Source organism: Herbaspirillum robiniae (assembly GCF_002213415.1).
In the GTDB taxonomy this organism is placed as follows: Bacteria; Pseudomonadota; Gammaproteobacteria; order Burkholderiales; family Burkholderiaceae_D; genus Herbaspirillum; species Herbaspirillum robiniae.
Window position 1 is genome coordinate 389,882 of sequence record NZ_NJGU01000004.1, and the last position, 22,785, is coordinate 412,666.

The following is a 22,785-nucleotide window of genomic DNA, read 5'->3' on the forward strand; positions in this document are numbered from 1 at the left end:
TCAGCCGCGGCCGGATCCGGATGAGTCCTCGGCCTGGGGCGACGTCGCCGGCAGGTCGCGGGGCGGCCAGAAGAATTCCCCAGGTTTTTTCGCCAGCCGCGCCAGCAGCGCCTTGAGCAGCTTGCCGCCCTGGCGGAAGCGCACCTGGCGCGAACGCAGCGCCACGAACAGCGCCAGCGCAAAGCTCACCCACAGGTTCACCGCACCCACCGCCAGCACGCCCACCGCGCTCAGCACGAAGGTGTGCAGGCCCACGTTCCATTGCAGCGCCTCCATCGCGATGGCCAGGTTGGCCGCCGAGAAGGTGATGTGGCGGATGTCGATGGGCAGGCCCAGCATGAAGCCGACCGTGCCTATCGTGCCCAGCATGATGCCGAAGTAGAAATTGCCCATCAGTCCGCCCAGGCCGGTTTCCAGGTAGCCCCCCAGCTTTTGCGCGCCGCGCTTGCCGATCACGGCGGTCAGCCAGCGCGCCCGCACCACGCGCTGCGACATGCGGGTGTAGAGCGCCTTGTTGTCGTAGTAACCCGAGATCAGGCCGGCCAGGAACAGGCACACCCCGGCGATGGCCGCGTGGAACAACGCCAGACTGCCGACCGGATCGAGGTCGTGCAGCAGGTGCGCGGCCTTGTCGGCATCGACGAAGTGATTGCCGCTCAGGTGGAACCACAGCGTCACCAGCAGGTAAGCCATCGGGAAGGCGATGGTGAGGTTGCCCAGCACCGCCACGAACTGGGTGCGGAACACCTTGACGATCACGTCCACCAGGCTGTCGATGTCGAGGTTGCGGCCGTCGCCGCTGCGGTGCAGGTCGGCGGCGATGCGCGAGGCCGTCATGGCCGGCTGCTTGGTGGCCACGGTGAAGTGCAGCACGTGGATCAGCATGAAGCCCAGCGAGTAGTTCATGCTGAACAGGAAGGCCTCCACCAGCGGCGCCGCGTGCAGGTAGGAGAACAGGATCTTGATCAGCGCCATGAAACCGATGATCAAGCCGGCGCCCGCCGCCGAGCGGTACATGGCGCCGAACTCGCGGCGGTTCTCGGCGATGTAGTGCTCGCCGGTGCGGCTGGCGTTCTCGGTGATGTTGCGCGCCAGCAGATTGATGTTGCCGGCCAGCAGGCCGCGCACCGTGTACTTGCGGTTGTGCGCCTCGACCAGCTCCATGGCCAGCGCCAGGCCGGTGCGGCGCTGCTCCTGCGCGTCCGTGATCGCCGGTTCGGCCAGCGCCAGCAACTGGCGCAGCCGCGTCAGGTTTTGTTCCAGGCGCAGCAGGCGGTAGGTTAGCGAGACGCTGGTGCCGATGCGCAGCGCGTGCTTGCGGATCTTGTCGACGACCTCCTGGCACTGGTCCAGCAGCACCATCACATGGCGCGCGTCCTCCACCGGCGCGCTGTCGTCCTGCAGGCGGCGGCGATAGCTTTCCAGCCAGCCGTGCAGTTCCACGTTCTGCATCAGGAAGGGCGACTCGAAGGCCTTCACGTCGCTGTATATGCGGATCAGCTCCGGCTCCATGCCGATGGCGCTGATGCGGTAGGACAGCACCTGGATCGCCTGCAGCAGCTCGGTCAGCGTCTTGCCCTGGTCGGGCGCGGCGGCCCGGTTCAGCGCCTGTTCCTGCGGGGCGCCGGCGATGGCCTGCCACAGCGCGTCCCAGGCCTCGAACGGCACGGCCTGCAGCCAGAGATGGTCGCTCTCATGCGGGAACACCAGCTCCAGGCAATCCTGCAGGTTGCGCTCGTCCAGCGCCGGCGGCAGCACCCGGTAGGCGATGCGGCGGCGCAGTTCATGAAAGAAGCCGTCGTTGGAGAGGATGCCGGTATCGGTATAGAGGCTGACCTGGCGCCGGGTCGACAGCAGGTGCATCAGGTGGCTGCGCAGCGCGGCCGCGTGGTGCGGATTGTCGCGCAGCAGCCGGGTCAGGGTGCGCACGTTGCCGGTCGCCGCTTCGGGATCGCCCTTGCGCGGCGGGCGCAGCGCCGCGGCCAGGCCGGCGATGCCGGAGAGGTCGGTGGACAGCGGTGCGGAGGCGATCTGTTCGAGGGCTGGGAGCATCAGGAATCTTTGTCTGAAAAAGGGCGAAAGTCTAGCGGCGGGGTTTGTCGTGTCAAGACGCGTTGAAAATTAACACATGAAAAGTAAGGTAAGGACGATGTAATCGCTGTTAAGACTTCGAACGGCCTTGCCGCTAACACATGTGCCCATTGCGTAAAGAGCGCATTCGCACGCATGCCGGTCAGGGACTCCGGCAGGACGTGCGGCGGCATGTGGAAAGACAGGCGGCCGTTGCGCCTGCCTTTCCATGCATGCCATCGCGCCGGCCCGGCGGCCACAGGCCGGGTTTGAGCCACCTGCGGCGGTGTTGTTGCCGGCAGGTGTGCGCCTGCGCGATTCGCGTGATGGTTCGGTTGCACTTCAACGAAGGAGTCCCTATGGAGATGGCAACTATCGCCAGTGGTGTAGCAACGGCCTGGCTGGCCAACAAGGCGGCGGAGTCCGTCGGCATCGACCTGACCAAGGTGGCCAAGGAAGCGGCAGACGACGTCATCGGCGCCGTCGCGGCGGTTGGTCGCCTGCCGTCCAATATCAACATAGGTCGGATCATCAACACGATCGCCTAATGAAATGCGTTGCAGTCGGAGCGCATGTTTCGGATCGCATCCCTCGGGATGCGATTTTTTTTATTGTGACGTCGACAAGAAAGATCCTCAAGGCTCAGCTTCGAACAAATGCGTGGGCTGGCGTCAAACCTTTACGGGTTCGGTCTTTTCTTGATATTTCCTGATGGAAATATCAAATATGTCATTAAAGAAAATCGATATATTTCGATTGAATTCTTGATTGATGTAAAGAAACAGGTTTGAATGCCGTAAAGCAGATACTGCCTTGCGCAATCCGGCCGGGTGGTGACCTTTCCCTCAAAGGAGTCGTCTATGGATGTTTCTCAAATTGCATCGGTGGCAACCAGTCTTGCCTCGGCGCAGACCTCTGACCAGGTCAACGTGCTCATGCTGAAGAAGGCACTGAACACGCAGGCTGCGGCAGCGATCGGCGTATTGCAGTCCCTGCCGCCGTTGCCGGCCAATCCGAACATCGGCCGTAACGTCAATACGACCGCCTGAGCGTTCTGTTTCGGGTTTGAAAATCGCAGCCTCCGGGCTGCGATTTTTTTTGCCTGGTCATTGATGAGCCGGCCGTCGTCGATGGCCCGAAAAAGCCATAAAAAGCATATTTAAATCAACTTAAGTTTAAATGAACAATTAAATATGCTTGAAAAAGCATTCTCGACCAATATAATGGTTCTATAGATAAAAAACCATTTTATTGGACTTATATGTCAAGCCTGATCGAGATCGGCAGCCGTGTGCGCACCGCCCGCAAGGCCAGGGGGCTGACCGCCGTTGAACTGGCCGCACTGGCCGGCATGCATCGCAACACCTTGCTGGCGCTGGAAACCGGCAAGGGCAACATCGAGCTGGGCAAGCTGCTGTCGCTGTGCAGCGAGCTCGGGCTGGAGCTGCTGCTGGTGCCGCAGCAGGCCGCCGGCATGCGCGCCGCCGACGCCGTCGGCGAGAGCGCCGGCCGCCAGACCGAACTGGCGCAGCGCCTGCAGCAACTGATGCGGCAAGGTGGACAGCCATGAGCATGCTGCGTTCGCTGCGCGTGCGCCTGGGTACGACCGACGCCGGTTCGCTGTTCGCGCTGGACGACGGGCGCTGTTATTTCCGCTTCGACGACGGCTATGCGATGCAGGGGCCGTCGCGCCCCGTGCTCTCCCAGCTGTATTGCGCCTCGACCGAGGAGCGCACGCGCGCCCAGTTGCTCGATCCGACCCTGGCCGCCAATCGCGGCGACGGCAAAGGCGGATTGCCGCCGTTCTTCCAGAACCTGCTGCCCGAAGGACAGCTGCGCAAGCATCTCGTGCAGCGCGCGGGGCTGGCGCCGGACGACGAGTTCGGCCTGCTGGCCTATTGCGGCAAGGACCTGCCCGGCGATGTCTCGGCCGTGGCCGAGGAGCTCGACGAGCGCGACCTGGGACGGCTGCTGGGGCAGGGGCATGACAGCTACGAGATGAGCTCGGGCCAGTTGCCGGTGCCGGGCGGCGAATCGCTCTCCGGCGTGCAACCCAAGCTGGCGCTGGTGAAGGAGCCGGGCGGGCGCTACGTGATGCGCTCCAGGGATCGCGCCGGCGCCCATTTCATCGCCAAGCTGCCCGCCACCGATTACCCCAACATGCCGCAGGTCGAGTTTTCTTCGCTGACGCTGGCCGCGGCCGCCGGCGTGAACGTCTGCACGTTCGAACTGGAACCGCTGTCGGTCATCGCCGAGCACCTGCCGTTCGGCCTGCGCAACGACGCCAGCCGTTTCCTGCTGGTGCATCGTTTCGACCGCGACGCGCCCACGCCCACCGGCCGCCGCCACATGGAAGATTTCGCCCAGGTCACCGGCACCGCGCCCGGCGCCAAATATGTCGGCACCTATGCCGCCTTGGGCGTGGTGCTCAAGGAGCGCAGCGCGCGCGGCGTCGAGGACGTGTTCGAGCTGCTGCGGCGGATCAAGGTCAATGAGTTGCTGGGCAATTTCGACGCCCACCTGAAGAACTTCAGCCTGCTGTATGGCATTCCGGATCCGTCGCGCGTATCGGACACATCAGGCCGGCAGCAAGAGGCGGTGCTGTCGCCGGCCTATGACATCGTGGCCTACGCGGCCTACGTCGGCGGCGACGGCCATGCCCTGGCGTTCGTGCCCGGACAGAAGGGCAAGCAGTTGCTCACGCCCGCCGTCCTGCGCCAGCTGGCCAACCTGTGGAGCATTCCCGAACCCAAGCTGCAGGCGGTGCTGGTGGAGACCGTGGAGCGCGCCATGACGCAGTGGCCGGCGCTGATCCGCGAGCTGCCGTTCACCGATGCCCAGCGCGCCAGGCTGCAGGCGCATATCGACGCCAATGCCAGCGTGGCCGCCTGGCGTCGCCGTGCGGCGCGCCGCGAGGCGGGGCGCGATGGTGGAGGCGATGCCGGACGCGGAGAGGGCGCATGAGGCCCACGCCGACACTGCCCGTGCGCGACGGCCTGTCGCCCAGTTACCTCTGGCTGCAGCCGGGGCCGTGGCGCGACATGCTGTCTTTCCTCGCCGAACGTTTCAGCGCCGTGCCGGCCGAGGCTTGGCGCGAGCGCCTGCTGCGCGGCGAAGTGCGCAATCAGCACGGCGAGGCGCTGCGGCCGGAGTCGCCCTATCGCAGCGGCGATTGCATCTTCTACTACCGCGAGCTGCCGCAGGCGGAAGAGCGCATCCCGGTGGAAGAAAAGATCCTGCATATCGACCAGCACCTGCTGGTGGCCGACAAGCCGCACTTCCTGCCGGTGATCCCGACCGGGCGCTTCGTGCAGGAGACGCTGCTGGTGCGGCTGAAGAAGGCCACCGGTTTCGCCGACCTGGTGCCCATCCACCGGCTGGACCGCGAGACCGCCGGCGTGATCGTGTTCTCGCACAATCCCGCCAGCCGCGGGAAGTACCAGTCGATGTTCCAGCAGCGCACGATGTTCAAGGTCTACGAGGCGATCGCGCCGCTGCGCGCCGACCTGCAGCTGCCGCTGGTGCATCGCAGCCGCGTGGAGGAGATCCCGGAGCAGTTCTTCAAGATGCATGAGGCGCCGGGCGAGCCGAATTCCGAAACCCATATCTCGCTGATCGAGGCGCGCGGGGCGTTCGGCCTGTACCGGCTGGAACCGGTCACCGGCCGGCGTCACCAGCTGCGCGTGCACATGGCATCGCTGGGCATGCCCATCGTCAACGACCTGTTCTATCCGGACGCGGTGCCGGTGGGCGTGGCCGACGAGCTCGACAAGCCCTTGAAGCTGCTGGCGCGGTCGCTGTTTTTCATCGATCCGCTGGACGGCGGCGAGCGTCATTTTGCGAGCGAACGCACGCTCTGAAAATCGATGCCGCTACAATCGGTAGCCGCAAGACCATGATCCATCCAAGAGAGAGACCTCAATGACATCTGCTTTCGCATTGCATAAGAAAACCCCTCTGAAAATTATCGCCGCAACCCTGCTTGCGCTCGGCGCGCAGGCCATGCAACCGGCGCTGGCCGCGCCGCAAGCTCCGTATTACGACCTGGCCCAGCAGGAGAAGGCCGGCCTGATCGACACCATGCGCGACCTGGTCGGCATCGAGTCCGGCAGCAAGGACCTGGAAGGCCTGGCCAGGATCGCCGCGCTGATCCGCGACCGTCTGGCCGCGCTGGGCGGGCGCGCCGAGCTGCTCGACGCGCCCGAGGTCTACCGCATGGACGACACCCCCGAGAAGATCGGCCAGGTGGTGCACGCCGAGTTCAAGGGCACCGGCAAGCGCAAGATCATGCTGATCGCCCACATGGATACGGTCTACCTGCGCGGCATGCTCAAAGACCAGCCGTTCCGCGTGGACGGCAACAAGGCCTACGGCCTGGGCATCGCCGACGACAAGCAGGGCATCGCCACCATCCTGCACACCGTCGCCATCCTGCAGAAGGCGGGCTTCAAGGACTACGACACGCTGACCGTGCTGATCAACGGCGACGAGGAAATCAGCTCGCCCGGCGGGCGCAGCCTGCATACGAAATACGGCGCCGAGCAGGACGTGGTGCTGTCCTTCGAGGGCGGCGGTGCCGACGGCCAGCTGCGCCTGGCCACCAGCGGTATCGGCGCGGCCTACCTGAGCGTGACCGGCAAATCCTCGCATGCGGGCGCGGCGCCGGAGAAGGGCGTCAACGCGCTCTACGAGCTGTCGCACCAGCTGCTGCAGCTGGACAAGCTGTCCCAGCCCGAGCGCGGCCTGAAACTGAACTGGACCGTGGCCCAGGCCGGCACCAACCGCAACGTCATTCCGGCCGCCGCCAGCGCGCAGGCCGATGCGCGCGCGCTGAAGGTGGCCGACTTCGAGCAGCTGCAGCAGCGCCTGAACGACGGCATCAAGAAGCAACTGATCCCTGAAGCCAAGGTCGGCGTGAAGTTCGAGATGCGTCGTCCGCCGCTGGAGGCCACGCCGGCGTCGCGCAAGGTGTCGGCGCATGCGCGCGGCATCTATGAAGAGATCGGCATGCCGCTCAACGTCGCCGAGGTGGCCACCGGCGGCGGCACGGACGCGGCCTTCGCGGCCCTGAAGAGCCGTGGCGCGGTGATCGAGGGCATGGGGCTGAGCGGCTTCGGCGCGCACTCCAACGATGCCGAGTACGTGCTGCTGGACACCATCGTGCCGCGTCTGTACCTCTCCGCGCGCCTGATCATGGATGTGGCGCAGGACAAGGTGAAGTGAGGTAGCAAGGAAGGCAGGAAAGGCGGCGGCCCCGATGACGGGCCGCCGTTTTTTTTGAGGCTCAGGCGGCGGACTTCAGCTGGTGCAGCGACGCCACCAGGTCGGCGAAGCGCTGGCCCTGGATCATGATGTGGTGACGCAGCGTTTCCATGGTCTTTTCTTCGTCGCCGGCGATGATGGCGTTCACCGCCGCGCCGTGCTCGTCGAAGGACATCTTCAGGCGGTCGCGCACGCGCAGCTGCAGGCGGCGGTAAGGGCGCAGGCGGCGGTGCAGGGCGCGCGCCTGTTCGGCCAGGAAGGTGTTGTGGCTGCCGGCGTAGATGTGGTCGTGGAAGACCTCGTTGAGGTAGAAGTAGGCGTCCGGATCCGAGGCGTCGCGCGCGGCCTGGCAGGCCTGGTGCGCCGCCAGCAGTTCGGCGTGCTCGGCCGGCGTCATGCGGCGCGCCGCCAGGCGGCCGCACATGGCCTCGAACTCGGCCATGACCTCGAACATTTCAATCAGTTTTTGCGGGCCGATCTCGGCCACGATGGCCCCGCGACGCGGCCGCATCTCGACGATGCCCATCGAGGCCAGCTGGATCAGCGCCTCGCGGATGGGCGTGCGCGAGACGCCGAACTCTTCGGCCAGCGAAGTCTCGTCCAGGTGCTGGCCCGGCACCAGCTTGCCGACGGCGATCAGTTCCTCGATCGATTCGCGCAGGGTTTCAGAACGTTTTTTGGCGGTTTCCATCTTGAAATCCTTCCAGGAAGCTCAGGATTGCATACAAGACAATATTTTAAATTGGTTTGGTGCTTGACAATGTATGCTTTTCAGAAGAAATTGTATACACGATGCGATCATAAAAAAACACGTAGCCCAAAGACACGTAGTTTCAAAAGCAACATCCATCAATCCCTGGAGGAGACACAACATGACTGGATTCACCCGCCGGAACTTCCTCGGCACGCTGGCTGCCGCCCCCCTCATGACCGGCATGGCAGGCCTGCCCCTAACCGCATGGGCGCAGACGACCAACCTCAAGATTTCCCATCAGTTTCCCGGCGGCACCATCAACGAAGGCGACTTCCGCGACCGCCTGGTGCGCGTGTTCGCCCAACAGGTCAGCGAGCGCACCAAGGGCGCGCTGAAGTTCGAGATCTATCCCGGCTCTTCGCTGATGAAGACCAACGCGCAGTTCTCCGCCATGCGCAAGGGCGCGCTGGACATGTCGCTGGTGCCGCTGAACTACGCCGGCGGCGAAGTCCCTGAAACCAACATCGGCCTGATGCCCGGCCTGGTGACCTCGTACCAGCAGGGCGCATCGTGGAAGAACGCCGAAGTGGGCAAGGAACTGGCGCGCATCCTGGGCGAGAAGGGCATCGTCGTGGTCAGCTGGATCTGGCAGGCCGGCGGCGTGGCCTCGCGCGGCAAGCCCATCGTCGACCCGGCCGATGCCAAGGGCATGAAGGTGCGCGGCGGTTCGCGCGAGATGGACCTGATCCTGAAGGAGGCGGGCGCGGCCGTGGTGACGCTGCCCTCCAATGAAATCTACGCCGCCATGCAGACCGGCGCGATGGATGCGGCGATGACCTCGTCGACCTCCTTCATGTCGTTCCGCCTGGAGGAGGTCGCCAAGGCGCTCACCACCGGCCGCGACAAGGCCTACTGGTACATGTTCGAGCCGCTGATGATGTCCAAGGCGGTGTTCGAGAAGCTGCCCAAGGACCAGCAGGCGGTCATCATGGCCGTGGGCGCCGACATGGAGCAGTTCGCGATGAAGGCCGCGCAGGCCGACGACGTCGCCGTGGCCCAGGTCTATCAGAAGGCCGGCGCCAAGGTGGTCGACCTGAACGCCGAGGTGGTCAAGAAGTGGCAGGACATCGCCCGCAATACCGCCTGGAAGGATTTCGCCGCGCGTAACGCCAACTGCGCCAAGCTGCTCTCGCTGGCGGAGAAGACCCTATGAGCCACGGTTTCGAGATGCCGGGCGCCGCCCCGGCAACCCGGCCGGTGCCCGCCAGCGCGCCGCTGGCGTGGCTGGCCGCGGTGCTGGAGGGCTACCACAAGGTGGCCGTGTTCCTGGGCATGATCGCGCTGGTGGTGACCTCGTGCATCCTCACCTACTCGGTGGTGGTGCGCTATTTCTTCCATCATCCGACCGACTGGCAGGACGAGGCCTCGGTCTTCATGCTGGTGGGCGTGATCTTCCTGTGCTCGGCCTACGTGCAGTCGCTGCGCGGCCACATCGGCATCGAGGCGCTGGCGGGCTTGCTCTCGCCGATGGCCAACAAGGTGCGCATGTTCATCGTCGACCTGGTGTCCTTCGCGTTCTGCGCCTTCTTCGCGTGGAAGTCGTGGGCGCTGTTCCATGAAGCCTGGGTGGACGGCCAGACCACCTCGTCGACGTTTGCGCCGCCGTTGTGGATCCCGTATTCGATGATGGCGCTGGGCATGAGCGTGCTCACGCTGCAACTGCTGGTGCAGGTGCTGGTGCGCATCACCGGCACCGTGGAAGCGAAGGGAGGGCAGCAATGAGCCCGCTCACCCTTGGCGCCCTGTACGGCATCATCACCATCGTCGTCATGTGTTCCGGCATGCCCATCGCCTTCGCGCTGGGCGTGGTGGCGACCGGCTTCATGTACTTCTTCATGCCGGAGTCCTCGCTGGACACCGTTACCCAGAACGTCTACGAAGAGATCGCCTCGATCACGCTGCTGTCCATCCCGCTGTTCATCCTCAAAGGCGCGGCCATCGGCAAGTCGCCGGCCGGCAAGGACCTGTACTCGGCCATCCACGCCTGGCTGAACCGGGTGCCGGGCGGCCTGGGCATCGCCAACGTGTTCGCCTGCGCGCTGTTTGCGGCGATGGCGGGCTCGTCGCCGGCAACCTGCTCGGCGATCGGCTCGGCCGGCATCCCCGAGATGCGCCGGCGCGGCTACTCGCCGGGATTCGCGGCCGGCATCATCGCCGCCGGCGGCACGCTGGGCATCCTGCTGCCGCCGTCGATCACCATGATCCTGTACGCGGTGGCCGCCGAGCAGTCGCTGGGGCGCTTGTTCCTGGCCGGTATCGGTCCCGGCGTGCTGCTGGTGATCCTGTTCGCAGGCTACGCCGTGTTCCGCGCCCGCAAGGAGTACAAGCTGGCGCACGCCATCTACAGCGCCGGCGGCGCCAAGTCGGCCTACCTCGACGACGAGCACTTCACGCTGGCGCAGAAGGTGGAGATGCTGCCGCGCGTGCTGCCGTTCCTGATCCTGCTGATCGGGGTGATGGTGGCGCTGTACGGCGGGCTGGCCACGCCGTCGGAGACCGCGGGCCTGGGCGCGCTGCTGGCGCTGGTGCTCATCGCCATCGTCTACCGCATCTACAAGCCGCGCGAGATCGCGCCGTTCCTGTCCTCCACCATCAAGGAGTCGGGCATGCTGCTGTTGATCATCGGCATGTCGCTGCTGTACTCCTACGTGATGAGCTACCTGCACATCAGCCAGTCGGCGGCGCAGTGGGTGGTCGACCTGCACCTGTCCAAGTGGCTGCTGCTGGCGGTGATCCTGCTGATGGTGATCGTGCTGGGCTTCTTCCTGCCGCCGGTGTCGATCATCCTGATGACCGCGCCCATCATCCTGCCGCCGTTGAAGGCCGCCGGTTTCGACCTGATCTGGTTCGGCATCGTGATGACGGTGGTGATGGAGATGGGCCTGATCCACCCGCCGGTGGGGCTGAACCTGTTCGTGATCAAGAACATCGCGCCCGACATCCCGCTGGGCGATGTGATCAAGGGTACGATTCCTTTCCTGGCGCTGATGTTCCTCGCGGTCGTGCTGCTGTGCATGTTCCCGGGCATCGCGACCGTATTGCCTGACCTGCTGATGGGAGTGAAGTAAATATGAGTGGTAGCGAACGCGTCTGGAACGCGCGCCAGAAAAACCGTGAACAGCGGCTGGCGCGTGCCGCGCTGGCGCTGGGCGACAAGCTGCAGGGCAAGATCGCGCCGGCGGCGCAACTGGCCGATCTGCTGTACGCGGTGCTGGAGCCGGGCGACCGGGTCTGCGTCGAGGGCAACAACCAGAAACAGGCCGATTTCCTGGCCAAGGGCCTGGCCTCGCTGGACCCGGCGCGGGTGAACGGCCTGCACATGCTGTTCTCGGTGCTGGCTCTGCCGGAGCACCTGGACGTGTTCGAGAAGGGCATCGCCGATCGCCTCGACTTCTCCTTCTCGGGGCCGCAGGCCGGGCGGCTGGCGAAGCTGGCGTCGGCGGGCAAGCTCAACATCGGCGCCATCCATACCTACCTGGAGCTGTTCGGCCGCTACTTCGTCGACCTGACGCCGCGCGTGGCGCTGGTGGCCGCGCAGGCCGCCGACCGCCACGGCAACCTCTACACCGGGCCCAACACCGAAGACACGCCGGCCATTGCCGAAGCCACCGCGTTTTCCAGCGGCATCGTGATCGCCCAGGTCAACGAGATCGTCGACGAGCTGCCGCGCGTGGACATCCCGGCCGACTGGGTCGGCTTCGCCATCAAGGCGCCCACGCCGCACTATATCGAGCCGCTCTTCACGCGCGACCCGGCGCAGATCTCCGAGATCCAGGTGCTGATGGCGATGATGGCCATCAAGGGCATCTACGCCGAATACGGCGTGCAGCGCCTGAACCACGGCATCGGCTTCGACACCGCGGCCATCGAGCTGATCCTGCCAACCTATGCCGAGTCGCTCGGCCTGCGCGGCAAGATCTGCAAGCACTGGGCCTTGAATCCGCACCCGGCGCTGATCCCGGCGATCGAAGCGGGCTTCGTCGAATCCATCCATTCCTTCGGCTCGGAACTGGGCATGGAGGATTACATCCGCGCCCGGCCCGACGTCTTCTTCGTCGGCCCCGACGGCTCCATGCGCAGCAACCGGGCGTTCTCGCAGACCGCCGGCCACTACGGCTGCGACATGTTCATCGGTTCGACGCTGCAGATCGACCTGCAGGGCAACTCCTCGACCGCCACGCTGGGCCGCATCGCCGGCTTCGGCGGCGCGCCCAACATGGGCGCCGACGCGCGCGGCCGGCGCCACGCCAGCGACGCCTGGCTGAAGGCCGGGGCGCAGGCGCGCGCCGGCAGGAACACCATCCCGCGCGGCCAGAAGCTGGTGGTGCAGACGGTGGAAACCTTCCGCGAACACATGCAGCCGGCCTTCGTCGAGAAGCTCGACGCCTGGCAACTGGGCGAGCAGGCCCGGATGCCGATTCCGCCGGTGATGATCTACGGCGACGATGTCACCCACATCCTGACCGAAGAAGGCATCGCCAACCTCTTGCTGTGCCGCTCGGATGAAGAGCGCGAGCAGGCGATTCGCGGCGTGGCCGGCTATACCGCCGTGGGCCTGGGGCGCGACAAGCGCATGGTCGAGAACCTGCGCGACCGCGGCGTGATCCGCCGCGCCGAGGACATGGGCATCGACAAGCGCATGGCCACGCGCGACCTGCTGGCGGCCAAGAACATGAAAGACCTGGTGCGCGCCTCCGGCGGGCTGTACAACCCGCCCAAGCGCTTCCGCAACTGGTGAGCGCGTCGCCTGACGGCACAATGAATGGAATGACATGGAAACACTGACTTATCGTTTCGACGGCGGCAAACGCCGCATCAAGCCCGCGCCCGAACTGGTCGGCGTGGTCAGCTCCGGCAACCTGGAGGTGCTGATCGAGGCCGCGGCCCTGAACGGCGGCTGCGCCATCGAGATCAAGACCGCCGCGCGCGGCTTCGGCGCCATCTGGGAAGCCGTGATGAACGACTTCCAGCAGCGCTGGCAACTGGCCGACACGCGCATCTCCATCAACGACATGGGCGCCACGCCGGCGGTGGTCAGCCTGCGCCTGGACCAGGCGGTGGAAGCCATGCTGGAGGAGGCCCAATGAGCGCGAGCTACCTGGAAGCCAACGCGCGCGAGCGCATCCTGCAGGTGCTGGACGCCGGCAGTTTCACCGAACTGCTGCCGCCGTCGCAGCGCGTGGTCAGCCCGCACCTGGGGCAGCTCGACGCGCCGGTGTCCTTCGACGACGGCGTGGTGGTCGGCGAGGGAACGCTGGGCGGCAAGCCGGTCATGGCGGCGGCGCAAGAGGGCGGTTTCATGGGCGGCGCGGTGGGCGAGGTGCATGGCGCCAAGCTGGTCGGGCTGTTGAAGCGCGCGATCCGCAAGAAGGCGGCCGGCGTGGTGCTGCTGCTGGAAACCGGCGGCGTGCGCCTGCACGAGGCCAACGCCGGCCTGATTGCCGTCTCGGAGGTCATGCGCGCCGTGCTCGACGCGCGCGCCGCCGGCATCCCGGTGATCGTGCTGGTGGGCGGCGCCAACGGCTGCTTCGGCGGCATGGGCATCGTCGCGCGTTGCGCCAATACCGTGATCATGTCCGAGGAGGGGCGCCTGGCCATGTCCGGCCCCGAGGTGATCGAGACCGCCAACGGGGTGGAGGAGTTCGACTCGCGCGACCGCGCGCTGGTCTGGCGCACCACCGGCGGCAAGCATCGCTACCTGATCGGCGACTGCCAGGCGCTGGTCAATGACGATGTCGAGGCCTTCCGCGCAGCGGCCATCGCCGCGCTGGACGCCATCGGCGCGACCGCGCTGACGCTGGAGTCGCTGGAAGCCGAGCAGGAGATGCTGCGCCGGCGCATCGCCACCTTCGGCCATGCCGCCGACCCGATGGACATCTGGGCCGAGCTGGGCGTCGAGCGGCCGCAAGCCGTTCCCATGCTGGAGGCGGCGGCCTTCACCGCCATGGCCGACGCCCATCGCATCCAGAGCAAAGCCTGAGAGGAAGACCGCATGCAGACCGCAACCACACATCCGGCAACAGCAGCACAACAGGTCGACTGGCGCGCGCTGGCGCAGCAGCTGTTTCCGCAGGGGCATGACATCGCCGAGCAGGACAATTTCCTGTCCGGCACCGCCAGGGTGGATGGCGCCACGGTTGCCGTGGTCGGCACCACCGGCCACACGCCCATCGGCATCGAGATCGCGCTGGCCCAGGCCGGCGAAATCCTGAAGACGGTGCGCGAACATCCCGGCCGCGCCATCGTCATCCTGGTCGACACGCAAGGCCAGCGCCTGCGCCATCGCGACGAGATGCTGGGCATCAACAGCTACATGGCGCACCTGGGCAAATGCGTGGAACTGGCGCGCCGCGCCGGCCACCGCGTGGTCGGCCTGGTGTACGACCAGGCGCTGTCGGGCGGCTTCATCACCAGCGGCCTGATCGCCGACGCCTGCTACGCCTTGCCCGACGCCACCATCCGGGTGATGGGCCTGCCCGCGATGGCACGCATCACCAAGGTGCCCGAAGAACGCCTGACCGAGCTGGCCCGGAGCAACCCGGTGTTCGCTCCTGGTCCGGAAAACTACCTGCGCATGGGCGGCGTGGCCGAGATCTGGAATGGCGACCTGGCGCAGTCGATGCGCGAGGCGCTGGCCGAAGATCGTGCGGCCGACCGCCGCGCCGTCGCCGGCCTGGAACGCGGCGGCCGGCGCCTGGCCCAGCGCGTGATCGACGCGGTGGCCGACGATGTCCCGTTGAAGTGAGCGAAAGACCCGCATGCACCGACGCCACCACCTGATCTGGCCGACCGAGGCCGGCTGGCTGCGACTGCAGGCCCAGTCCGGCCAATCGGATCAGGCCGTCGACGCGCGCCGGCGCGAGGCGATGGCCCACTGGCAGCGCAACCGCTGGCCGGTGGTGGTGCGCCGTAACGACGCCGATGCTGCGCCCGGGGAGATCTGCGCCGGCATCGCCCTGCCGCCCGATGCGCAGGGCAACAAGCCGCGCATCGCCGTGCGCCTGCATGCCGATGAAGTCGCCGCCACGCGCGCGCCGTTCCTGTTGCGCGATATCGCGGCGGCGCGCCTGCCGGCCTTGCCGCCCGCATGGCATGACGCCATGGCCGGGCTGCAGGAGCAGCTGGCGCGCGCCGATATTGCGCTGGGCGTGTTCGGATCGCTGGCCTGGCAGGCCATTACCGGGCAATCGTATCTGCGCGCCGGATCGGACATCGACATCCTGTTCGAGCCGTGCAGCCGCGAGCAGCTGGAGCAGGGCGTGCGCCTGCTGGCTTATCACGCGATGTTCCTGCCGCTGGACGGCGAGATCGTCTTTCCCGGCGATGCGGCGGTGTCGTGGAAGGAATGGCGGGAGGTCGCCGTCAAGGGCGCGGATCCCGACAACAAGGTGCTGCTCAAGACGCCCGACACGGTGCGGCTGGAGCGCGTGGGCGCGCTCGCGCAAAGTCTTCCGGCGCAGGGAGGGCGGCGATGCGCAGCCTGACTACCCGCGCCTTGGGCGCTTCGCGTGCCGAGCCGATCCAGGGCGGCTGGCACAACGCCGTGACGGCGGCCCCGCATTACACCCAAAGGCGCCGCGAGGCGCGCGAGAATCTGATGTTCTGCCGCACGCTGGCGCGCCTGGCGCTGCGCAGCCTGCATCAGGAGCTGGTGCTCCATCCCAAGCCGGGCCTGGTCTCGCTGGTGGACAACGGCAGCCATGCCGACATGGATGCCGCGACCTTCATGCGCAGCCTGTTCTCGCTGCGCCACTACTTTTTCCGGATCGCCGAGGCCGGCATGCAGGGCGCGCCGTTCCGCCAGTTGCAGCGCCTGGCGATCGATGCCGAGGCGCGCATGCTGCGCGCCACCGGCGGCGTCAACACGCATCGCGGCGCCATCTTCGCGCTGGGCATGCTGTGCGCATCCATCGCCTGGTGCCGTGGCCGCAGGATGCCATTGAGCGAGCCGGCCATCCGCGCCGCGCTGCTGATCCAGTGGGGCGACGCGCTGGCGCAGCATACCCGCGCGGAGCACAGCCCGGACACCGTCAGTCACGGCCAGCGGGTCGCCGCCGCGCACGCGGTCGGCGGCGCGCGCGAGGAGGGCGCGCTGGGGTTTCCGTCGGTCTTTGAAGTCGCGCTGCCGCGCCTGCATCAGAGCGCGGCGCAAGGACGCAGCTGGCACGAGGCCAAGGTCGACGCGCTGTTCGCGCTGATGGCCCATATCAGCGATACCAATGTCTACCATCGCGGCGGCGCGCAAGGCGCCGACGTGGTGCGCAGCCGCAGCGCGGCCTTCCTCGCCGCAGGCGGCACCGGCCGTCCCGGCTGGCGCGACGATGCGCTGGATTGCCATCGCCTGTTCGTCGAGCGCCGCCTGTCGCCGGGCGGCGCGGCCGACCTGCTGGCGGCCGCCTGCCTGGTGCACCAGGCCTGTTCGCTGGGCGAGGGCGCCGGCCTGCCGGCGAGGCGCGCGGCTTGAGCATGCGCCTGGCCATTCTCTGCCCGGGCCAGGGCGGCCAGCATGCCGCCATGTTCGAGCTCGCGCGCGCCGATGCCAGGGGCGCCGCTTTCCTCGAGCGCTGCGGCCTGGATGCGCAACTGTGCGCCGCGCCCGAGGTGGTGCTGGCCGACGCCGCGCAACTCTATGCCAACCGCAACGCCCAGCCGCTGATCGTGGCCGCCCAGCTTGCCGCCTGGCATGCGCTGCGCGAAGACGTGGCGGCCATTGCCGGTGCGCCGGCCATGGTGGCGGGGTATAGCGTCGGCGAGCTGTCGGCCTGCGCGGTGGCCGGGGTCTTCGAGTCCACCGATGCGGTGGCGCTGGCGGCGCGCCGGGCCGAACTGATGGATCAGGCGCAGCGGCAGGCTGCGCCTGAGAACCAGGCGCAGGGATTGATGTCGGTGGGCGGTCTGGCCGTGGATCAGGTGCGTGCCTGCCTGCAGCGCCACGGCGCATTTTCCGCCATCGACACCGGAGCAGACACGCTCATTGCCGGCGGCGCGCTGGCTGCATTGCGCGCGGCTGCCGATGAGCTGGCTGCGCAAGGCGCGCGCACCGGCGAGCTGCCGGTCGGGCTGGCCTCGCATACGCCGCTGATGGCAGCAGCAGTTGCTCCGTTTGCAACATTGCTGGCGCAACTGCCTTGCTCGGATCCGGCCGCGCCGCTGCTGGCCGGCGTCACGGGGCAGACCGTGGATGGCGTCGACCAGGTCCGCGCCTTGCTGGCCAAACAGCTGAGCCATACCATTCAGTGGTCGGCGTGCATGGACGCCTGCGCCGAACGCGGCATCGAGGTCGCGCTGGAGCTGGGCCCGGGCTCGGCGCTTTCGCGCATGCTGCGCGAGCGCCATCCGCAGATCGAGTGCCGTTCGCTGGCCGATTTCCGCAGCGTGGGCGGCGCGGTGTCATGGCTGCGCCGCCAGGCAGGCTAAGCTCGGCAGCGGGCGTTGCGGCTCATCGTTTCCCTTCCTTGCATCCACCGCGCAAATCGCGCTGGAATCGCTTCGCGGCAAGTGCTATGTTGAAACAACAGGCCGCTATCGCGCCTGCTCAGCTCGGCCTTCAGCGCCTGGCAACGCGTCCGGCCGCAGCTTGCATTGTTGCAATTGCGCCTTGAACCAATGCATTACCGGCTAGTCGGACAAGACAGGTTGCCCATGATCATGTGGATCGTAGGCACCGTTTGCAACGCCATTCTTCAACCCGACCTGGAGGCCGATGATGAAAGTCGATGTGTACAAGCGCCCGGATAGCGATGGATTGTTTTCCTATCTTGTCATCCCGCATGAAAAGCCGCTGCCGCAGGAAGTCACCAACACCGACTGGCAGATGCACGAGCAGGATGTGAATTTCGAGCGCGACGGCAAGCGGCATTTCACGCTGCAGGCCGAAGACGCATACAAGCAGATCGGCGAAAAAGGTTACGCGATCACCCATATCAACGAACGCGCCCGGGACGGCGCCACCTGAGCCTGCGGGCATCCTGCAGGCAGACCAGAAGCGGAGGAGACGACCATGCCAACCGAACAGATGGGCGATTACGAGATCGAATACGCCGGCGTACGCGTCATCGGCGGCGACGAATGGGTGGCCCAGGTGGCGATCTTTGGGCATTCATGCAATCCCATGCACCGCAATCCGGTGTTCCCGGTACAGCGGGTGCTGGTGGACAAGACCTTCGCCGACGAGAAGTCGGCCGAGAGCAGCGCCTTGCAGGTGGCCCATGAGCTGCTGGAAAAAGGCGACGGCAAGGGGCATACGCATCACTAGCGCCACCGGACCCCGCGTCTGGGCCCCGCGTCGCTTTGGCGACCTGAAAGCAAAAAGCCTTGCCCGTTGAACGGCAAGGCTTTTTTTTCGGATGCGGTGGCATGGAATTCGCATGCGCTCAGGCAGCGTGGCCTCCCGCAGGGCATGTGCCTTTCTTGCGGATTCGCAATAAAATGACGGGCACCGCGATATCGTCCACTTCACCGCATCGGCCAGAACAATCATGAAACCGCCTCTCCTCGTCCTGATCCACCTCTCCGACACCAGCAAAGCCACCATCGGCGCGCAATACGAGATCCTCTACGCGCCCGACCGCGCACGTCGCGCCGAGATGATTGCCGGCCCCGCCAAAAAGGTCGCGGTGGTGCTCACCAACGGCTCCACCGGGCTGACCGCCGACGAGATGCGCGCCTTGCCGCACCTGCAGCTGGTGTGCGCGCTGGGCGCCGGCTACGAGAACATCGACGTCGCCCATGCCGAGGCGCACGGCATCGAGATCGCCACCGGCGCCGGCACCAACGAGGATTGCGTGGCCGACCATGCGATGGGCCTGTTGCTGGCCACCGTGCGTCACATCCCGGCGCTGGACAAGGTCACCCGCGACGGCGGCTGGCGCGAGAACCTGCCGCTGCAGCCCCAGCTGGCCGGCAAGCGCCTGGGCATCGTCGGCCTGGGCGGCATTGGCAAGAAGATCGCGCGCCGCGCCGCCGGCTTCGACATCGAGCTCGCCTACTGCAACCGCAAGAAGCGCGACGACGTCGATTTCCATTACTTCCCCGACGTCGCGCAACTGGCGGCCTGGGCCGACTTCATCATCGTCGCCGCGCCCGGCGGCGCCGAAACCAGGCACCTGATTTCCGAGCGCGTGATCAACGAACTCGGCCCGCGCGGCTACCTGGTCAACATCGGCCGCGGCAGCATCGTCGACACCGCGGCGCTGGGCCGCGCGCTGGCCGAAGGCCGCCTGGCCGGCGCCGGGCTGGACGTGTACGAAAGCGAACCGAAGCCGCCGCAGGAGCTGATCGGCCTGTCCAACGTGGTGCTTACCCCGCATATCGCCGGCTGGTCGCCGGAGTCCATCGACGCCTCGATACGCCAGTTCCTGCGCAACTGCGAGGAGCACTTCGCGGCGGCCGAGCCGGTGGTACGGGCCTGAACGCGAGTTTTTTGCCAGATTGCAGCGGTCTCGCAGATAATATCGGCCGCAGCGGCATCGCGGCGCCCGCAAACGGCGTCGCAACCGGTCGCCGGGCGCGCATGGGGGCGCGCTGCGGCCGGGCGCCGCCATCCATCTATCGTTCACGCCACCAGAGAGAGCCACGCACCATGGACCTGCCATCTCACCAACTCAACATGACCGTGCTGATGACGCCGGATATGGCCAACTTCGCCGGCAACGTGCACGGGGGCACCATCCTCAAGCTGCTGGACCAGGTCGCCTACGCGTGCGGCAGCCGCTATGCCGGCCAGTACGTCGTGACCCTGTCGGTCGACCAGGTGATGTTCCGCCAGCCCATCCACGTGGGCGAGCTGGTGACCTTCCTGGCCAGCGTCAACCACACCGGCACGTCGTCGATGGAAATCGGCGTGAAGGTGGTGGCCGAGAACATCCGCACCCAGGAAACGCGCCACGTCAACAGCTGCTTCTTCACCATGGTGGCGGTGGACGACCAGCGCAAGCCGATCGCGGTGCCGCCGCTGCGGCCGTTCTCGCAGGAGGAAAAGCGCCGCTTCGAGGCCGCCATCCTGCGCAAGTCGCTGCGCAAGGAGCTGGAGCGCCGCTTCGAGGAAGTCAAGCCGTCCTGAACCAAACCGGGCGCGCGGCCGCCGTTGCGGGCCAATGAAAAAGGGATGGCATCGCCATCCTTTTTTTTGCGCCTGCCGCCATGCGGACAGATGACCGATATCAGGCCAGGTGCACCGTGACCGAACCCAGCACCCCGAGGTCGCCCAGGATGGTCTGGCCGGCGCGCACCGCCAGCGGCACGATGGTCGAGCCGGTCGCCACGATATGTCCTTCGCCCAGGGTCAGGCCGTGCGCCGACAGCTCGTTGGCCAGCCAGGTCAGCGCCACGCGCGGGTCGCCCAGCACTTGCGCGCCTTCGCCGTCGCGCTGCTCGCCGCCGTTGATGCGGCCGTAGGTCTTCAGCGCGGCCAGGTCCAGCGAGCGCCAGTCGACGTCGGCCGGCGCGCCCAGCACGAACTGGTCGGCGCAGGTGTTGTCGGCGATCAGCTGGGCGGCGCCGACTTCCTTGAACCTGTCGTAGCGGCTGTCGGGGATTTCGATGGCGGGATGGATCGAACCGACCGCGTCCAGCACCTCGTCCTGCGTGTAGGGCGTTGCGCGCGGCGGCAGCGAGCGGCGCATGCGGAAGGCCACCTCGACCTCGATCACGCTCATGAGGCTGTCGCCCAGCGACACCGTGGAGCCGTTGCGGTGCACGCGCTCGGCCAGCAGGCGGCCGGCCAGCGGCGCGTCGACGTTGAGCAGCTTCTGGCCGCCGGGTCCGGTGGCGCCGATCTTCCACCCGGCCAGCGGGGCGAAGCTGCGCACTTCCAGGCGGGCCTGGATGTCGTAGGCTTCCTTGCGGTCGGCCGGACGCAGGTCGTCGGGCAGCTGCGGGATGCGGCGTCCATGGGCCCAGCAATCCCACAGCAGGTCGGCCGCTTGTTGGCGTTGCGATTCGGTCAGCACTTGCGTTTCCCCTTATTTTTGATTGTTGGCCGAGGCGCCGGCGTTGCGCTTGGGCATGGCGCCATCATAGACAAATTTCGCGCCCGCGCGCACGTCAGGAATGTAAAAACGGCAAGGCCGTCGCGCTCACGCCATCAGGGGGCCGAGCGCGCCCAGCGCGATGGTCAGCAGGCCCAGGCACAGGTTGATGCCGACCAGCCGGCGGATCTGGCCCAGGGCGCGCGATGCGCGGTCCCAGTCCTGCTGCGAGGCATACAGCTTGAGGCGGCGGAAGGGAGCGAAGAAGATGTGGCCGAAGATCAGCATCATCACGATGCCGATGCCGGCCATCGCGTGCACGTAAGGCGGCGCATGGCCGCCCATCAGCGCCATCAGGTGCAGGCCGCTGCCCAGCACCAGGGCGATGGCAATCCACACCCAGATGAAGAAATTGCCCAGCACCGATGCCATCAGCACCAGCCGCTGCTCCGGATGGAGCACCGCCAGCGCGGGGCGCAAGGCCATGTGGGCGAAGAACATGCCGCCGACCCAGATGGTCAGGCCGAGCAGGTGGAAGAATTTGGCGACCAGCATTTCACTCCCGTCAGGTAAGAATCCGGCAAAGGCGGATGCCCGCATTGTCGCACGCCGCCGCCGGCCTTGCCTTCGCCTACGGGGAATTGCCCGGGCATGTGGTAATGTCATGCCGAAAGAGCAATGCCGTCCCGCGCCAGATTGAGGAACAATGCGGCGGCAAAAAATGAATCAGAGCGAAAGCAGGGCAGGCATGGCCACACTGAGCGCAATCACCATCTATCCCATCAAATCCTGCGGCGGCATCGCCCTGGCGCAGGCCGACATCGGCCCGCTAGGCCTGGCGCGCGACCGCCACTGGATGCTGGCCGACGCCCATGGCCAGTTCCTGACGCAACGCACCTACCCGGAAATGGCCTGCATCACGCCGCGCTTCGAGGCCGATGCCCTGGTGCTGTCGGCGCCCGGCATGCCCGAGCTGCGCTTGGCGGCCGGCGGGCAGGACGGCGCTGCGGTGCGCGTGCAGGTCTGGAAGGACACCGTCACCGCGCTGGACCAGGGCGAAGAGGCGGGCGCGTGGTTCACTGGCTTCCTGAAGACGCCGGCGCGTCTGGTGCGTTTCAGTCCCGCAGAGGAGCGCGTCTGCAATCCGCGCTGGACCGGCGAACATCATGCGGCCACGCAATTCTCGGACGGCTATCCGCTGCTGGTGATCGGCCAGTCTTCGCTGGACGACCTCAATGCAAGGCTGGCAGCCAAGGGCGCGCCGGCGCTGCCGATGAACCGGTTCCGGCCGAACCTGGTGATCGACGGGCTGGAGGCCTATGAAGAGGATTTCGTCGACACCATCAGCCTGGACGATGGCGCCGGCGGCGAAGTGCTGCTGAAGCTGGTCAAGCCCTGCGCCCGCTGCCCGGTACCGGGGATCGATCAGGCGACCGGGCGCACCGACGCGCAATGGCCCAACGAGCCGCTCGATACCCTGGCCGCCTACCGCGCCAATCCGCGCGTGGACGGCGGGCTGACCTTCGGGCAGAACGCCATCGTCATCGGCGGGCAGGGCGGGCAGATCCGCGTCGGCCAGGCGTGCGGCTGGGAGCTGAATTTCTGAGCTTGCCGCGTGGTCGGCATCCGCACTGGCGCGAAACCTGCTTTACTGGACGCAGGCCCGGCAAGGCCAACGGCAACATGGACGACAACAGGATCCGGAAGGGCAAGCAGCCGCAAAGGCCGGCC

At 66.7% G+C, this 22,785-nt stretch carries 25 protein-coding genes; 21 read left to right on the forward strand and 4 right to left on the reverse strand.

Going from position 1 to position 22,785, the window contains the following annotated elements; all coding sequences use genetic code 11:
- Positions 1 to 2,052, reverse strand: coding sequence for a site-specific recombinase (locus tag CEJ42_RS08420; protein ID WP_088750614.1), 2,052 nt, complete (start codon positions 2,050 to 2,052; stop codon positions 1 to 3).
- 377 nt (positions 2,053 to 2,429) lie between these two features.
- On the opposite strand from CEJ42_RS08420, the gene CEJ42_RS08425 reads away from it, so the two are divergent.
- From CEJ42_RS08425 to CEJ42_RS08450, 6 genes are all read left to right on the forward strand, one after another.
- Positions 2,430 to 2,618 (forward strand): hypothetical protein, encoded by a 189-nt coding sequence (locus tag CEJ42_RS08425; RefSeq protein ID WP_079214677.1) that lies wholly within the window; start codon positions 2,430 to 2,432, stop codon positions 2,616 to 2,618.
- Positions 2,619 to 2,930: 312 nt separating this feature from the next.
- Positions 2,931 to 3,119 carry a YjfB family protein gene (locus CEJ42_RS08430; RefSeq protein WP_079214678.1) on the forward strand — a complete coding sequence of 63 codons (189 nt, stop codon included), beginning with the start codon at positions 2,931 to 2,933 and terminating at the stop codon, positions 3,117 to 3,119.
- 212 nt (positions 3,120 to 3,331) lie between these two features.
- Positions 3,332 to 3,640 carry a helix-turn-helix domain-containing protein gene (locus tag CEJ42_RS08435; protein ID WP_088750615.1) on the forward strand — a complete coding sequence of 103 codons (309 nt, stop codon included), beginning with the start codon at positions 3,332 to 3,334 and terminating at the stop codon, positions 3,638 to 3,640.
- Positions 3,637 to 5,034 carry a type II toxin-antitoxin system HipA family toxin gene (locus tag CEJ42_RS08440; RefSeq protein WP_088750616.1) on the forward strand — a complete coding sequence of 466 codons (1,398 nt, stop codon included), beginning with the start codon at positions 3,637 to 3,639 and terminating at the stop codon, positions 5,032 to 5,034. The genes CEJ42_RS08435 and CEJ42_RS08440 overlap by 4 nt, the downstream gene beginning before the upstream one ends.
- Entirely contained in the window at positions 5,031 to 5,930 is a 900-nt protein-coding gene (locus CEJ42_RS08445) for a pseudouridine synthase (protein ID WP_079214681.1), read from the forward strand. Before CEJ42_RS08440 ends, CEJ42_RS08445 begins: the two co-directional genes overlap by 4 nt.
- Positions 5,931 to 5,991: 61 nt before the next feature.
- The gene (locus tag CEJ42_RS08450; RefSeq protein ID WP_079214682.1) at positions 5,992 to 7,293 is read left to right on the forward strand and encodes a M20/M25/M40 family metallo-hydrolase; all 1,302 of its coding nucleotides are present in this window, start codon (positions 5,992 to 5,994) and stop codon (positions 7,291 to 7,293) included.
- Between the two features lie 61 nt (positions 7,294 to 7,354).
- Here the strand turns inward: CEJ42_RS08450 and CEJ42_RS08455 are convergent, their stop codons facing one another.
- Positions 7,355 to 8,023 (reverse strand): GntR family transcriptional regulator, encoded by a 669-nt coding sequence (locus tag CEJ42_RS08455; protein WP_079214683.1) that lies wholly within the window; start codon positions 8,021 to 8,023, stop codon positions 7,355 to 7,357.
- Between the two features lie 181 nt (positions 8,024 to 8,204).
- Here CEJ42_RS08455 and dctP point away from each other — a divergent pair, with 181 nt between their 5' ends.
- The 14 genes from dctP to CEJ42_RS08525 all read left to right on the forward strand — a co-directional run bounded on the left by dctP (position 8,205) and on the right by CEJ42_RS08525 (position 20,147).
- Entirely contained in the window at positions 8,205 to 9,239 is a 1,035-nt protein-coding gene (gene dctP / locus CEJ42_RS08460) for a TRAP transporter substrate-binding protein DctP (RefSeq protein ID WP_088750617.1), read from the forward strand.
- Complete coding sequence (locus CEJ42_RS08465; RefSeq protein ID WP_079214685.1) at positions 9,236 to 9,808, forward strand: TRAP transporter small permease; 573 nt, start codon at positions 9,236 to 9,238, stop codon at positions 9,806 to 9,808. Before dctP ends, CEJ42_RS08465 begins: the two co-directional genes overlap by 4 nt.
- Entirely contained in the window at positions 9,805 to 11,154 is a 1,350-nt protein-coding gene (locus CEJ42_RS08470; protein ID WP_079214686.1) for a TRAP transporter large permease, read from the forward strand. The genes CEJ42_RS08465 and CEJ42_RS08470 overlap by 4 nt, the downstream gene beginning before the upstream one ends.
- A 2-nt stretch (positions 11,155 to 11,156) precedes the next feature.
- The gene (mdcA, locus tag CEJ42_RS08475; RefSeq protein ID WP_079214687.1) at positions 11,157 to 12,824 is read left to right on the forward strand and encodes a malonate decarboxylase subunit alpha; all 1,668 of its coding nucleotides are present in this window, start codon (positions 11,157 to 11,159) and stop codon (positions 12,822 to 12,824) included.
- Positions 12,825 to 12,858: 34 nt separating this feature from the next.
- The gene (gene mdcC, locus CEJ42_RS08480; RefSeq protein WP_079214688.1) at positions 12,859 to 13,173 is read left to right on the forward strand and encodes a malonate decarboxylase acyl carrier protein; all 315 of its coding nucleotides are present in this window, start codon (positions 12,859 to 12,861) and stop codon (positions 13,171 to 13,173) included.
- Positions 13,170 to 14,066, forward strand: a complete 897-nt coding sequence (locus CEJ42_RS08485; RefSeq protein ID WP_088750618.1) for a biotin-independent malonate decarboxylase subunit beta — start codon at positions 13,170 to 13,172, stop codon at positions 14,064 to 14,066. Before mdcC ends, CEJ42_RS08485 begins: the two co-directional genes overlap by 4 nt.
- 12 nt (positions 14,067 to 14,078) lie before the next feature.
- On the forward strand, positions 14,079 to 14,831 hold the full coding sequence (gene mdcE, locus CEJ42_RS08490) for a biotin-independent malonate decarboxylase subunit gamma (protein WP_088750619.1): 753 nt from the start codon (positions 14,079 to 14,081) through the stop codon (positions 14,829 to 14,831).
- A gap of 13 nt (positions 14,832 to 14,844) precedes the next feature.
- Positions 14,845 to 15,570, forward strand: a complete 726-nt coding sequence (gene mdcG / locus CEJ42_RS08495; protein WP_088750620.1) for a malonate decarboxylase holo-[acyl-carrier-protein] synthase — start codon at positions 14,845 to 14,847, stop codon at positions 15,568 to 15,570.
- Positions 15,558 to 16,550, forward strand: a complete 993-nt coding sequence (gene mdcB / locus CEJ42_RS08500; protein ID WP_088750621.1) for a triphosphoribosyl-dephospho-CoA synthase MdcB — start codon at positions 15,558 to 15,560, stop codon at positions 16,548 to 16,550. The genes mdcG and mdcB overlap by 13 nt, the downstream gene beginning before the upstream one ends.
- The gene (locus CEJ42_RS08505; protein WP_088750622.1) at positions 16,547 to 17,503 is read left to right on the forward strand and encodes an ACP S-malonyltransferase; all 957 of its coding nucleotides are present in this window, start codon (positions 16,547 to 16,549) and stop codon (positions 17,501 to 17,503) included. The genes mdcB and CEJ42_RS08505 overlap by 4 nt, the downstream gene beginning before the upstream one ends.
- A gap of 286 nt (positions 17,504 to 17,789) precedes the next feature.
- The gene (locus tag CEJ42_RS08510; protein ID WP_237772470.1) at positions 17,790 to 18,041 is read left to right on the forward strand and encodes a DUF6139 family protein; all 252 of its coding nucleotides are present in this window, start codon (positions 17,790 to 17,792) and stop codon (positions 18,039 to 18,041) included.
- A 45-nt stretch (positions 18,042 to 18,086) separates the two neighbouring features.
- Positions 18,087 to 18,341: a hypothetical protein gene (locus CEJ42_RS08515; RefSeq protein WP_079214694.1), complete on the forward strand. Its 255-nt coding sequence runs from the start codon at positions 18,087 to 18,089 to the stop codon at positions 18,339 to 18,341.
- Between the two features lie 223 nt (positions 18,342 to 18,564).
- The gene (locus CEJ42_RS08520) at positions 18,565 to 19,497 is read left to right on the forward strand and encodes a 2-hydroxyacid dehydrogenase (RefSeq protein WP_088750623.1); all 933 of its coding nucleotides are present in this window, start codon (positions 18,565 to 18,567) and stop codon (positions 19,495 to 19,497) included.
- Positions 19,498 to 19,667: 170 nt separating this feature from the next.
- Positions 19,668 to 20,147 carry an acyl-CoA thioesterase gene (locus tag CEJ42_RS08525; RefSeq protein WP_088750624.1) on the forward strand — a complete coding sequence of 160 codons (480 nt, stop codon included), beginning with the start codon at positions 19,668 to 19,670 and terminating at the stop codon, positions 20,145 to 20,147.
- Between the two features lie 100 nt (positions 20,148 to 20,247).
- Here the strand turns inward: CEJ42_RS08525 and CEJ42_RS08530 are convergent, their stop codons facing one another.
- Complete coding sequence (locus CEJ42_RS08530; protein ID WP_088750625.1) at positions 20,248 to 21,036, reverse strand: 2-keto-4-pentenoate hydratase; 789 nt, start codon at positions 21,034 to 21,036, stop codon at positions 20,248 to 20,250.
- Positions 21,037 to 21,162: 126 nt separating this feature from the next.
- Complete coding sequence (locus tag CEJ42_RS08535) at positions 21,163 to 21,609, reverse strand: CopD family protein (RefSeq protein WP_079214698.1); 447 nt, start codon at positions 21,607 to 21,609, stop codon at positions 21,163 to 21,165.
- Positions 21,610 to 21,802: 193 nt separating this feature from the next.
- On the opposite strand from CEJ42_RS08535, the gene CEJ42_RS08540 reads away from it, so the two are divergent.
- Entirely contained in the window at positions 21,803 to 22,660 is an 858-nt protein-coding gene (locus CEJ42_RS08540; protein WP_088750626.1) for an MOSC domain-containing protein, read from the forward strand.
- Positions 22,661 to 22,785: the final 125 nt, after the last annotated feature.

Excerpts from the sequence above, each read along its gene's own strand:
- CEJ42_RS08510 (WP_237772470.1), top strand. The coding sequence starts at position 17,790 with ATGATGAAAGTCGATGTGTACAAGCGCCCGGATAGCGATGGATTGTTT.
- CEJ42_RS08535 (WP_079214698.1), bottom strand. The coding sequence starts at position 21,609 with ATGCTGGTCGCCAAATTCTTCCACCTGCTCGGCCTGACCATCTGGGTC.
- CEJ42_RS08515 (WP_079214694.1), top strand. The coding sequence starts at position 18,087 with ATGCCAACCGAACAGATGGGCGATTACGAGATCGAATACGCCGGCGTA.
- CEJ42_RS08450 (WP_079214682.1), top strand. The coding sequence starts at position 5,992 with ATGACATCTGCTTTCGCATTGCATAAGAAAACCCCTCTGAAAATTATC.
- mdcG (WP_088750620.1), top strand. The coding sequence starts at position 14,845 with ATGCACCGACGCCACCACCTGATCTGGCCGACCGAGGCCGGCTGGCTG.
- CEJ42_RS08525 (WP_088750624.1), top strand. The coding sequence starts at position 19,668 with ATGGACCTGCCATCTCACCAACTCAACATGACCGTGCTGATGACGCCG.
- CEJ42_RS08435 (WP_088750615.1), top strand. The coding sequence starts at position 3,332 with ATGTCAAGCCTGATCGAGATCGGCAGCCGTGTGCGCACCGCCCGCAAG.
- mdcC (WP_079214688.1), top strand. The coding sequence starts at position 12,859 with ATGGAAACACTGACTTATCGTTTCGACGGCGGCAAACGCCGCATCAAG.
- CEJ42_RS08455 (WP_079214683.1), bottom strand. The coding sequence starts at position 8,023 with ATGGAAACCGCCAAAAAACGTTCTGAAACCCTGCGCGAATCGATCGAG.
- CEJ42_RS08485 (WP_088750618.1), top strand. The coding sequence starts at position 13,170 with ATGAGCGCGAGCTACCTGGAAGCCAACGCGCGCGAGCGCATCCTGCAG.
- mdcA (WP_079214687.1), top strand. The coding sequence starts at position 11,157 with ATGAGTGGTAGCGAACGCGTCTGGAACGCGCGCCAGAAAAACCGTGAA.
- CEJ42_RS08420 (WP_088750614.1), bottom strand. The coding sequence starts at position 2,052 with ATGCTCCCAGCCCTCGAACAGATCGCCTCCGCACCGCTGTCCACCGAC.
- CEJ42_RS08540 (WP_088750626.1), top strand. The coding sequence starts at position 21,803 with ATGGCCACACTGAGCGCAATCACCATCTATCCCATCAAATCCTGCGGC.
- CEJ42_RS08520 (WP_088750623.1), top strand. The coding sequence starts at position 18,565 with ATGAAACCGCCTCTCCTCGTCCTGATCCACCTCTCCGACACCAGCAAA.
- dctP (WP_088750617.1), top strand. The coding sequence starts at position 8,205 with ATGACTGGATTCACCCGCCGGAACTTCCTCGGCACGCTGGCTGCCGCC.
- CEJ42_RS08425 (WP_079214677.1), top strand. The coding sequence starts at position 2,430 with ATGGAGATGGCAACTATCGCCAGTGGTGTAGCAACGGCCTGGCTGGCC.
- CEJ42_RS08470 (WP_079214686.1), top strand. The coding sequence starts at position 9,805 with ATGAGCCCGCTCACCCTTGGCGCCCTGTACGGCATCATCACCATCGTC.
- mdcB (WP_088750621.1), top strand. The coding sequence starts at position 15,558 with ATGCGCAGCCTGACTACCCGCGCCTTGGGCGCTTCGCGTGCCGAGCCG.
- CEJ42_RS08440 (WP_088750616.1), top strand. The coding sequence starts at position 3,637 with ATGAGCATGCTGCGTTCGCTGCGCGTGCGCCTGGGTACGACCGACGCC.
- CEJ42_RS08445 (WP_079214681.1), top strand. The coding sequence starts at position 5,031 with ATGAGGCCCACGCCGACACTGCCCGTGCGCGACGGCCTGTCGCCCAGT.
- CEJ42_RS08465 (WP_079214685.1), top strand. The coding sequence starts at position 9,236 with ATGAGCCACGGTTTCGAGATGCCGGGCGCCGCCCCGGCAACCCGGCCG.
- mdcE (WP_088750619.1), top strand. The coding sequence starts at position 14,079 with ATGCAGACCGCAACCACACATCCGGCAACAGCAGCACAACAGGTCGAC.
- CEJ42_RS08430 (WP_079214678.1), top strand. The coding sequence starts at position 2,931 with ATGGATGTTTCTCAAATTGCATCGGTGGCAACCAGTCTTGCCTCGGCG.